A 10,461-nucleotide genomic window follows, 5' to 3' on the forward strand; every position below is an offset into this window, starting at 1 on the left:
TTTTATTACACCAAGAAAAATATATTAACAGGGTTATCTATAAAATTAGATTTAATATTTATCAAAATTTAGTGAAAAAATTAGGGAGCATTAAAGGTAATTTTGCTGCCGCGATATTGCTCGGTGAAACGAAAGGTATCAACCGGCAATTAATGCAAAATATGAGGCAAAGCGGTATTTCCCATGTGCTTTGCGTTTCGGGTCTACATTTATCGCTAGTGGCGATGATTTTATTTATATCGACAAGATTTTTATTAAATCTCTCTAATTATCTTGCTTATAATTTTAATGTAAAATTAATTGCCGCTAGCTGTTCGCTGATCGGGAGTTTCGGTTATTTAGGGCTAAGCGGCATGCAGATTGCCGCAACCAGAGCCTTTATTATGGCAGCGATTTTTATCTACGCCATCATTATAGAACGTTCTTGTTTTCCTCTACGTTCTCTTGCCGTTGCAGCTTTTATAATATTATCTTTGAACCCTGAATATATATTCCATCCTAGTTTTCAGCTGTCTTTTATTGCCGTACTTTCGTTAGTAGCAGGCTATGAGTTTTATTTAAAAAATCAATGGTTACTCGGTAATAATAAAGGAATTTTTGCCTCAATAAAATTTTATACGGCATCAAATATTTATTCTAGTTTTTTAGCCAGCATTATAACGGCACCGGTGGTAATAAATCAGTTTTTTATATTCTCGACCTACTCAATCCCCAATAACCTTATCGTCGTACCGATAATGTCGTTTTTCCTAATGCCTTTAGCACTGTTGTCATTACCTTTAATGTGGCTAAATATAGACGGCTTTGTTTTAAAAATAATGGGGTTTTTCATTAGCATAATTATTAACTCGGCAGAGTATTTTAATAATTTACCGGGGGCGGTATGGTATTTCGGTTATATAACAAATTTAAGTATTCTACTCTTTTTATTCGGCTTTTTCTGGATTTGCATATGGAAAACAAATTGGCGTCTTTGGGGATTGGGGATTATGGGCGTATCTTTTATATTAATGCTCTACTCGCCGAAGCCGGATTTAATATTTGATGCCGGCGCAAATGCCGTAGGATTAAAAAATAAAGATAATGAGCTAGAAATTTATGCCGAGAAAATGCCGGCATTCAACAGACTCTACTGGGCTAACTGGTTTGGGCAAAAAGATAGCACTATATATCCTTTAAAAGATAATATTTTTATCACTAATTATGGGCAGAAAATTATTATCGGCGACGAGAATTTTATAAAAAGTAAAAAGTGCCGGGAAGCAGAAATATATATTAATCTTACTTACAATATTAAATGCGTCGGCAACCTAATTACCGTTAACAAAGATTTTTTAGACAAAACACCGGTAATACTTATATTTTGTAATAGCAAAGAATGCCAAATAAAAACCGGTAATACTAATAATAGATTTAAGTGAAAATAATGTTTAGTTTATTAAGTTATAATGATATTATATAGTAAATTGATGTCATTCCCGCGGGGCATTGGCTTTGTTGCATGGCTCAAATTTTCGATGTCATTCCTAGCTCAAGGCGGGGCGTTGTTGCATGGCTACCAGAATCGTCATTGCGAGGAGGCATTTATGCCGACGTGGCAATCCAGTTAAACATATTTTTATACTAAACTTGTTTAGTATTCTAATTAAATCCCTCATTACATTCGGGATAGCCTGGATTGCCGCAGCCACTTCGTGGCTTCGCAATGACGAGTTTTTTATTAATTTTCGAGCCGTGCAACAACGCCCGAAGGCGGGAATCTAGACTTTTATTTGTCATGCTGAACAAGTTTTGCGCATCTTTTTTAGTAGATCATGAAATAAATTCAGGATGACTTAAAAGTATTTTTCTGGATTCCCGCGAAAGCGGGAATGACATACTGCTGCTTTTATCGAGCCATGCAACAAGACCATTGCCCCGCGGGAATGACTATTTAATTTCTTTTGCTACCGTACACTTTAATAATTAAATAAAATGACTAAAAAAAATACTTTACTATTAATAGACGGTTACGGGTTTGTTTTTCGTGCCTATCATGTACAGCAGCCGTTAACCTCGCCGAGCGGTGAACCTGTCGGCGCTCTTTACGGCTTTACTTCAATGCTGCTTAAGGTCTTAAATGACTTTAAACCGAAACATGCGGCGGTGGTTTTTGATACCGGCGGTAAAAATTTTCGTCATCAAATTTACGATCAATATAAGGCAAATAGACCGACGCCTCCAGAAGATTTAATTACTCAATTACCGCTAGTACGTCACGCAGCAAGTAATCTTAATTTCCCTATCTTAGAGAAAAACGGTTATGAGGCAGATGATATTATTGCTACTTTTGCTGCAAAAGCAGCTGCATTAGAAGAAGATGTCGTTATTATTTCTTCCGATAAAGATTTGTTGCAGTTAATGAATGATCACGTAAAAATATATGATCCGATAAAAGCAAAATATATTACGGAAGACGAGGTTATCAAAAAATTCGGCGTGAAACCGAACAAAGTCCGTGAAGTTATGGCTTTAATGGGCGATAGATCGGATAACATTCCGGGCGTGCCGTCTATCGGACCGAAAACTGCCGGCGCGCTTATTGAGCAATTTGATTCGGTAGAAAATATCTTAAATTCTCTTGAACAAATAGCCAGCCCAAGGCAAAGGGAAATTTTACAATCTTCCAAAGAGCTTGCTTTAATCTCTTGGCAATTAGTCGGGCTTGATTTTAACGTTGATTTAGATTTTGAATTAACTTCATTGGAATGGTCGCCGCCCGATGTCGATAAATTATCAAACTTCCTACACGAATACGGTTTTAAATCTTTATATAAAAGAGCGGAAAATTTATTTGATATTAAACTTACCGAGCATAAAGAAATAATAGAAGAGAACAAAGCAGTTACTATAAAAGAAATTAATAATACTGAAGAACTTGATAATGTTTTAAAAGCAGCAGAAAAAGAAGGAGTCATAGCTATTTATCCGATAGAACATAAAGGACAAATACTAGCTTTAGCTTTATCGCTAAAAAATGAAAGCTATATTCTAAAAACATCCAATTCAGCCGAAGACCTTTTTTCTTATAGTAATAAACAAAACGCTCGATGTCATCCTCGTGAAAACGGGAATCCAGACTTAATTTTTCTAGATTCCCGCCTACGCGGGAATGACATCGATGGTGTTTTGAGGAATCATGCAACAACAACCAAACAAACTGAAAGTAATTGGTTTTTTCCGACTATTCATAAACTACTATATGATACATCTATCAGAAAAATTACTTACGGCTTAAAGCACTTACTTAAAATATTTATTCAAGAAACAAATAAAATTTCGGCAATCGAGGATTTGGAGCTAATGCATTATGCAAGGTCGGCGGGAATGCCTCAAAAAGATTTATTTCTAGAAGCTAAGAAAGAAAGCCAAATTGAAAATATAATTACCGAATCGGCAAAAATAGTTGCCGGTTTTACTGCTCTTTATGAACAGTGGCTTAGAGAGCTTAAAGATAATAAGGCTTTTAAGTTGTATAGGGAAATCGATTTACCGCTATGTTACGTAATAGATAAAATGGAAAAAGCCGGCATAAAAATAAATGCCGCTTATCTTAACCAATTATCCGCAGAATTCGGTGAGGAAATCATAAGGCTTGAGCAGGAAATTTTTACTCTTAGCGGACTTAAATTTAATATCGGTTCACCTAAGCAACTAGGCGAAATATTATTTGATAAAATGCAATTACCCTTCGGCAAAACTTCCGCTAAAGCAGCTTCTTACTCCACGGGTGCCGAAATTCTTGAGAAGCTTAGCGAACACGGTTACGAGATAGCCGATTTATTGTTAAAATGGCGGCAGCTTAGTAAGCTAAAAAATACTTATACCGATAGCTTACCGAAACAAATAAATCCTATAACACGCAGAGTTCATACAACTTTTTTGCAAACTTCTACCACCACCGGACGGCTTAGCTCTCACGATCCTAATTTACAAAACGTACCGATCCGTTCAACAGAAGGTAATAAAATTAGAGAGGCTTTTATTGCTGAAGAAGGTTGCAAATTAATATCTGCCGACTATTCACAAATTGAGCTAAGGATATTAAGCCATATTGCAGATATGCCGGAGCTTAAACAATCATTTATTAACGGTGAAGATATCCATAGTCAAACCGCTTGCCAAATTTTTAATCTGAAAAAAGAAGAGCTAACCCATGAGCATCGGCGGAAAGCAAAAGCAATAAATTTCGGTATTATTTACGGTATTAGTGCCTTTGGTCTGGCTAAGCAATTAAATGTTAGCTCCAAAGAAGCTTCGGATTATATTAAGAAATATTTTGCCGAGTATAAAGGCGTCGAAAGTTATATGGAGTCTATAAAATCAGAGGCTAAAGAACAAGGCTATGTTACTAATTTATTCGGTAGGAAATGTTTTGTGCCGTTAATTTACGATAAAAAAGCGTCGCTACGGCAATTTGCGGAAAGAGCCGCCATTAACGCCCCTATTCAAGGCACCAACGCCGATATAATAAAAATTGCCATGATTAATTTAGACCGTGAAATAGAAAAATTGGGACTTAAAACTAGGTTAATACTGCAAATTCACGATGAATTGCTATTTGAAGCACCGGTTGATGAGGTAGAAATTATTGTACCGATCATCAAGAAAATTATGGAGAATTCTACTGATATCAAGGTACCGATTATCGCCGAAACGCGCGTCGGTAATAGCTGGATGGAAATACATTAAGTTCATAAAATTTTATTGAAGTAACATATATTGTTATGGTAATATCAATTATTGTTACTAATTTATAGGCACTATATGAATATTTCTTTAACGCCGGAATTGGAAAAATATATAACTAAACAAGTTGAAAGCGGTTTATATCATTCTTCAAGCGAAGTTATAAGAGCAGCCTTACGTTTAATGGTTAAATCAGAAAATAAGTCTTCAAATGTTGAATTTGAAAATTATAAAATGTGGCTTAATCAGGAAGTTCAAATTGGTTTAGACCAAGCAGCACAAGGCAAATTAATTTCAGGTGAGAAAGCTTTAGAAAATCTTAAAAACTTTCGTAAAGAGCAGTGTTAAAATAAAAGATATTATGCCTACGGAGTATTGCACAAATCAAATTTTCGCTGTTATTCCTTCCTATCATGCAATAATACTAATTCGTATAATTATTTTTAAGGACATAACACAAAACCATATTTAATTTTTAAAAATACCTATGAAAAAGCAAGAGTTACTAGAAAGATTTGGAGAAATATATATTAACTTTGTATATGACTCAGCATTACATACATTTAAAAGTCTAATAGAGCAAAAAGCTCGTGCTCCTGCACTATTACCTCTGATGAGGAATTTACAAAATTTTAATGATGAACAAATTCATATCATAAAAGAATTAGTAATGGAGATTTTAGGGTCCTCTATTCACTATACTCTTTTTATGTTGGAAGAATATCAAGATGAAATGCAATTAACAATGCAAGATGATACAGGTACACCTCACTCTTTAATAGAAATTAGCGATGGTTTATGCGGAGAATTATATACCGAAGACGGCTGGATAGAAAAATATACTAAATATCCCGACTGGCAACAAACAATAGCTAATAAAAAAAGAAATAATCTATAAAATGTTATTATATCAAAACTTTTTTGATATACCGCAAAAAAGCTATGTTAATAATACTATTACTTTAAGTTCATAAAATTTACTATAATTTTCTTGAAGAGATATAGAATTTAATGTAAATGTTATAACGCTTGAAGTTAAACTGATAATGTTATAAAATGATAATAAGCTTTAAATGCAAACATACTGAAAAATTGCATAATAGAGAGCTAGTAAAACGTTTTGAAGCCTTTGCGGAAATTGCACGTAAAAAACTTTTTATGCTTCATACTACGGTTAATTTGGAAGATTTACGTATTCCACCTTCAAACCGTCTAGAAGCTCTAAAAGGTAATCGTAAACATCAACATAGTATTCGTATTAATATACAATGGCGCATATGCTTTACTTGGTATAATGGGAATGCTCACGATGTTGAAATTGTTGATTATCATTAAATTAATATAGGTATTATATGACAAAAAAATTGCCGCCTATATCGCCCGGTCAGATTCTTTTAGAAGAATTTATGCAGCCTCTAGCCATTAGCCAAAGCCGATTAGCTCGTGATATTGATGTGCCTGTTACTAGGATAAATAATATAATTAAACATCATCGCTCTATTACGGCTGATACGGCTTTGCGATTAGGAAAATACTTTAATGTAAATCCTCGCTGGTGGATGAATATGCAAAATCAATATGATTTAGAGCTAGCAGATGATCACGGTTGGCAGGTAACGTCTCAAAGGATACGTACTTTATCTATTGCAAGTTAAGTAGTAATACGGAGTAATTTATGAAAAACACAATATTCACGTCAGAATCGGTTTCAGAGGGGCATCCCGATAAAATCGCCGATCAAATTTCCGATACCATCCTAGATGAGATTATTGCACTTGACCCTGCTTGCCGAGTAGCTTGTGAAACATTTGTAACAACTGGCATGGTACTTGTCGGCGGTGAGATTACTACCAGCGCATGGGTTGATATCCCTCAAATCGTTCGCAATAAAGTAAAGGAAATCGGCTATAATGATTTATCTCTCGGCTTTACCGGTGATTCTTGCGCTGTAATATCTTCAATCTCCACACAATCACCGGATATAGCGATGGGTGTTAACAATATTAATGAAGACGAAATAGGAGCAGGGGATCAAGGTATGGTTTTCGGCTATGCCTGCAATGAAACGGCTTCTTTAATGCCGGCGCCTATTTACTACGCTCATCGCTTAATGAAAAAACAAGCTTTGCTGCGAAAACAAGGTATTCTGCCGTGGCTTGGTCCTGATGCGAAATCGCAAGTTACGTTAAGATATGAAAATAATAAACCCATAGCAATTGATACGGTAGTTTTATCAACGCAGCATAGTGAGAATATACCGTACGCAAGTCTTAAGGAAGCAGTAATGGATGAAATTATCAAACCTGAATTGCCGAGTGACTGGATTAATAAAGATACTAAATATTTTATTAATCCGACCGGTAGGTTTGTGATCGGCGGACCTGTTGCGGATTGCGGTTTAACGGGCAGAAAAATTATAGTAGATACTTACGGCGGAACGGCAAGACACGGCGGCGGCTGTTTTTCAGGCAAAGACCCGACTAAAATAGATCGCTCGGCGGCTTATATGGCACGCTATATTGCTAAAAATATAGTAGGCGCAGGTCTTGCGGATCGTTGCGAAATACAAATATCCTATGCAATCGGCGTTGCCGCACCCGTTTCGATTTACGTCGAAACTTTCGGTACCGGTAAATTAGACAACGAACAAATTACCGCAATAATAACAAAGCATTTTGATATGCGTCCCGGTAAAATTATCAAACATCTTAAACTCCATACTCCATGCTATCAAAAAACAGCTGCTTACGGACATTTCGGTCGAGAGGATGAGCATTTTACTTGGGAGCAATTGGATAAAGTAGAATTACTACGCAGTGAGCTTCATCGATAATTTTTTACCGTCAATTTAAAAGTAGAATAAGTAATTTTATAATTTAATTATAGGTTTTATTAAAAATCAAGTTGACTTGTATATGTATTTAGCTAAAATTATGACTAGAATAGCTGCAAAGCTATTTTGGGGTGTAGTAACCTTTTGCAAATGTGGTAGGTATCAGCCAAAAAATGATACCATCCTCGACTTATAATGGATCGAGTCACCCCTGTATTGACCAGAGGTGCTCACAGGTAGGGTCGAGCAATGGCGCGGTAGGTCTTATTACCCCCGTTTTCCATCACCCGCCTCGTCAAACGTAACGTACAGATTTCCCGTATTACGCTTTCCTGATAACTTCTTATCATTGCCTATGGCCTATCCGCTGTTATTGCTTTCAAAGGTCTGTAATATCGAATTTGGTAATCGTTATACAATCCCATCTTCTCATACAAGTCTCTCCTACTCCACCTTTCCCAGCCGAAGCCTTTCAATCCACGTGATTTCATTAAATGGCGTCTTACTTTCTTCTCTACCCAGTCTCGTACATATCCAAAACAACGGCTAGAGTTACCAATCCTAAAGTAATTTATCCAGCCTCGCAATATCGGGTTGATAAGGTATGTTACTCTATCAACTGGTTGCGATATAAACTTGCGGAATATCTCTTTTAGTTTTTCTAGCAGGGCAGTTCGCGCTCTCATTCTAGGCGTCTTCTGGATTCCAATTTTACCTTGCGTAGTTTTTACTCGTCTAAAATCAAAACCCAAAAAGCTAAATGTCTCACCATTCTTTAGATCGACTGTCTTTGTCTTCTCTTCGTTTAGTTCAACCTTTATTTTTAACAATTCTTGTCTTAGCCTTATATTGATTGCTTTCTCTATCCACTGCCATTTTCTATAGCCGTCAATCAGTATGATCAGATCGTCAGCCCATCTAACGTACTCTATGTGGTCATAGCCATCTTTTAGTTTGCTCACACACTTTGCTCTTTCTAGCATTTTATCTACTTCATTTAGGTAAATATTGCTTAAAAGAGGTGATAGTGGCCCGCCTTGAGCTATGCCTCTTTTTCCACCAGCTTTAACTATCAGTTTTAGTAGTTTCATAACATCTTTGTCATTTACACGCTCTGCTATCTTTGTAAATAGCTGGACGTGAGCAATCGTGTCAAAGTAAGAGCGTAAATCTACATCTATTACTCTTGTCTTTTCCTTAATTGCTGCTACTGTAACTATTTCGATAGCTGCAGCTGCAGTCCGTTTAGGGCGATATCCATATGATCCCGGTTGGAAGTCAGCTTCAAATATTGGTTCTAAAATCAGTTTTAGCACTCCTTCCACTACCCTATCTTTGATAGTTGGTATGGATAACTTCCTCATTTTATTTCCATTATCTTTAGGAACTGCCTTTACCCTTTTCCTGTCAGGATAATAGGTTCTGGATTGTAATTCTGTTTGTATGTTTTCCAGAAATTGTTCAACTCCAGCTAACTCTATCATTTCAAAGGTAACACCATCTATTCCAGGTGCTCCCTTATTATGCTTAGCTAGCGTGTAGGCTTCTCTTAGTGTTTCTATCTTACATACATGAACATATAATCCCCAAAATCGCCATTGCTTTTCAGCTTTAGCTTTGATATATATCTTCCTTCTCAGGTCTTGTAATTCTATAGACGTTTTTATCATTCGTCTTTACCTCCCTTGTTGTTGGAATAATGTTATCAGTAGGGTGCCTTTGCTCCACAGACATTACCCTGCTTCATTGCTAATACACACCCATCCGCCATCCTCTCATCTTCAATTCATTTCCTAGTGTTTCTAGTTATAGAATCTACCTTGCTCCAGAAGATTTCTTCCTGGGATGAGGAGGACTTCTCCAGTCACTTAATATGTCCTTATTATCATGCTGCCACTACCACTCCGCCGAAGTGCTCAACTGTATCAGTTAGCTTTCAGTTGAACATATTGCCTTCACTCTACGGTCGCTAGCTCGGCCTTCGGGGCTTCACACTTTCGGAGCCATCTATGTGTTCGCTTTCGCTGCGGCCTGATAATTCGCTCTTACCCTATAGATAAGTTTGTCGATAGGTTCCAACATCTTGATTTCTCACCATGCTGCTATCCTAGCTATAGATCTCTAACTTTTAATCTAGTAGGTCTATCTCCTACTGAACATACCAGTTTCTCTGGACACACAACCGTGCTTGTGGTTTTCCCACACACGGCTCTTCAATATAGCTATTCTGCTTTGAAGTAGTACCATATAAAGAAAACTTTATTTTTGGCATTGGTAGCGGATTCCACTGCAAATAGTTATTAAACCATTTATAGCTTACTTTTCTACTACCTCTTCGGTTTATCCACTTATGTACCATTTGTACAGTTCTATAGTAAAACTTAGAGATCGATTGAAAATTACCGCTAATACCATAATAATTATAATGTCCTGTTAGTTTTGATTTTAGTGTTGGCCACCATTCTTTCAAAGCTATTTGAGATCTTATTGACTTTAACCATTCTTGAGTTTCTTTTAGTTTTCTTGCAAAACTACTCTTCATTGTCTTATGACCCATTACAAAGTATCCTTGCCTACTTTTTCCAAAATAGTGAGTAAAACCAAGAAAGTTAAATGTCTCCACTTTCTCTTTCCTTTTACTTGCTAGTTGCCAAGGTCGTCTACCAAACTTAACCTTCCTTGTTTTCTCTTCTGATATGCTTAATCCAAAAGCTTTTATCCTATCTTGTAGTAAGTTTAAAAATTCTTCTGCATCTTTAGCACTTTCACTACACACCACAAAATCATCACAGTATCTTATTAACTCAACATAGCCTTTAGCTTTTGACTTAAAGACTTTCTCAAACCATAGATCTAAGACATAATGTAAGTAAATATTTGCAAGTATTGGACTTGCAAGT

Annotated in this window: 11 protein-coding genes; 8 read left to right on the forward strand and 3 right to left on the reverse strand. The window is 36.2% G+C overall.

Going from position 1 to position 10,461, the window contains the following annotated elements:
* The first annotated feature begins 161 nt into the window (after nt 1–161).
* The gene (locus tag AAHM91_RS10490) at nt 162–1,421 is read left to right on the forward strand and encodes a ComEC/Rec2 family competence protein (RefSeq protein ID WP_342270778.1); all 1,260 of its coding nucleotides are present in this window, start codon (nt 162–164) and stop codon (nt 1,419–1,421) included.
* Nucleotides 1,422–1,469: 48 nt separating this feature from the next.
* Complete coding sequence (locus AAHM91_RS10495; RefSeq protein ID WP_342270717.1) at nt 1,470–1,610, forward strand: hypothetical protein; 141 nt, start codon at nt 1,470–1,472, stop codon at nt 1,608–1,610.
* Between the two features lie 31 nt (nt 1,611–1,641).
* On the opposite strand, the gene AAHM91_RS10500 is transcribed toward AAHM91_RS10495, so the two are convergent.
* On the reverse strand, nt 1,642–1,779 hold the full coding sequence (locus AAHM91_RS10500; RefSeq protein WP_341793421.1) for a hypothetical protein: 138 nt from the start codon (nt 1,777–1,779) through the stop codon (nt 1,642–1,644).
* Between the two features lie 195 nt (nt 1,780–1,974).
* Between AAHM91_RS10500 and polA the strand changes: the two genes are divergently transcribed.
* The 6 genes from polA (at nt 1,975) to metK (ending at nt 7,561) form a co-directional block, all read left to right on the forward strand.
* Nucleotides 1,975–4,731: a DNA polymerase I gene (gene polA, locus AAHM91_RS10505; RefSeq protein ID WP_342270718.1), complete on the forward strand. Its 2,757-nt coding sequence runs from the start codon at nt 1,975–1,977 to the stop codon at nt 4,729–4,731.
* 75 nt (nt 4,732–4,806) lie between these two features.
* Complete coding sequence (locus AAHM91_RS10510) at nt 4,807–5,076, forward strand: type II toxin-antitoxin system ParD family antitoxin (RefSeq protein ID WP_342270719.1); 270 nt, start codon at nt 4,807–4,809, stop codon at nt 5,074–5,076.
* A gap of 139 nt (nt 5,077–5,215) precedes the next feature.
* Nucleotides 5,216–5,626 carry a hypothetical protein gene (locus tag AAHM91_RS10515; protein WP_342270720.1) on the forward strand — a complete coding sequence of 137 codons (411 nt, stop codon included), beginning with the start codon at nt 5,216–5,218 and terminating at the stop codon, nt 5,624–5,626.
* Between the two features lie 158 nt (nt 5,627–5,784).
* On the forward strand, nt 5,785–6,063 hold the full coding sequence (locus AAHM91_RS10520) for a type II toxin-antitoxin system RelE/ParE family toxin (protein ID WP_341793417.1): 279 nt from the start codon (nt 5,785–5,787) through the stop codon (nt 6,061–6,063).
* 17 nt (nt 6,064–6,080) lie between these two features.
* Nucleotides 6,081–6,383 (forward strand): HigA family addiction module antitoxin, encoded by a 303-nt coding sequence (locus tag AAHM91_RS10525; RefSeq protein WP_341793416.1) that lies wholly within the window; start codon nt 6,081–6,083, stop codon nt 6,381–6,383.
* A gap of 20 nt (nt 6,384–6,403) precedes the next feature.
* The gene (gene metK / locus AAHM91_RS10530) at nt 6,404–7,561 is read left to right on the forward strand and encodes a methionine adenosyltransferase (protein ID WP_342270721.1); all 1,158 of its coding nucleotides are present in this window, start codon (nt 6,404–6,406) and stop codon (nt 7,559–7,561) included.
* Nucleotides 7,562–7,914: 353 nt separating this feature from the next.
* On the opposite strand, the gene ltrA is transcribed toward metK, so the two are convergent.
* Both ltrA and AAHM91_RS10540 read right to left on the reverse strand, forming a co-directional pair.
* On the reverse strand, nt 7,915–9,231 hold the full coding sequence (gene ltrA / locus AAHM91_RS10535) for a group II intron reverse transcriptase/maturase (protein ID WP_342269646.1): 1,317 nt from the start codon (nt 9,229–9,231) through the stop codon (nt 7,915–7,917).
* A 479-nt stretch (nt 9,232–9,710) separates the two neighbouring features.
* A partial coding sequence (locus tag AAHM91_RS10540) for a reverse transcriptase domain-containing protein (RefSeq protein ID WP_342270722.1) occupies nt 9,711–10,461 on the reverse strand: 751 nt, incomplete at its 5' end.

This window comes from Rickettsia endosymbiont of Orchestes rusci (genome assembly GCF_964030945.1).
Lineage (GTDB): Bacteria > Pseudomonadota > Alphaproteobacteria > Rickettsiales > Rickettsiaceae > Rickettsia.

Excerpts from the sequence above, each read along its gene's own strand:
- AAHM91_RS10500 (WP_341793421.1), bottom strand. The coding sequence starts at position 1,779 with ATGACAAATAAAAGTCTAGATTCCCGCCTTCGGGCGTTGTTGCACGGC.
- AAHM91_RS10515 (WP_342270720.1), top strand. The coding sequence starts at position 5,216 with ATGAAAAAGCAAGAGTTACTAGAAAGATTTGGAGAAATATATATTAAC.
- ltrA (WP_342269646.1), bottom strand. The coding sequence starts at position 9,231 with ATGATAAAAACGTCTATAGAATTACAAGACCTGAGAAGGAAGATATAT.
- polA (WP_342270718.1), top strand. The coding sequence starts at position 1,975 with ATGACTAAAAAAAATACTTTACTATTAATAGACGGTTACGGGTTTGTT.
- AAHM91_RS10520 (WP_341793417.1), top strand. The coding sequence starts at position 5,785 with ATGATAATAAGCTTTAAATGCAAACATACTGAAAAATTGCATAATAGA.
- AAHM91_RS10510 (WP_342270719.1), top strand. The coding sequence starts at position 4,807 with ATGAATATTTCTTTAACGCCGGAATTGGAAAAATATATAACTAAACAA.
- AAHM91_RS10490 (WP_342270778.1), top strand. The coding sequence starts at position 162 with ATGAGGCAAAGCGGTATTTCCCATGTGCTTTGCGTTTCGGGTCTACAT.
- AAHM91_RS10525 (WP_341793416.1), top strand. The coding sequence starts at position 6,081 with ATGACAAAAAAATTGCCGCCTATATCGCCCGGTCAGATTCTTTTAGAA.
- AAHM91_RS10495 (WP_342270717.1), top strand. The coding sequence starts at position 1,470 with ATGTCATTCCCGCGGGGCATTGGCTTTGTTGCATGGCTCAAATTTTCG.
- metK (WP_342270721.1), top strand. The coding sequence starts at position 6,404 with ATGAAAAACACAATATTCACGTCAGAATCGGTTTCAGAGGGGCATCCC.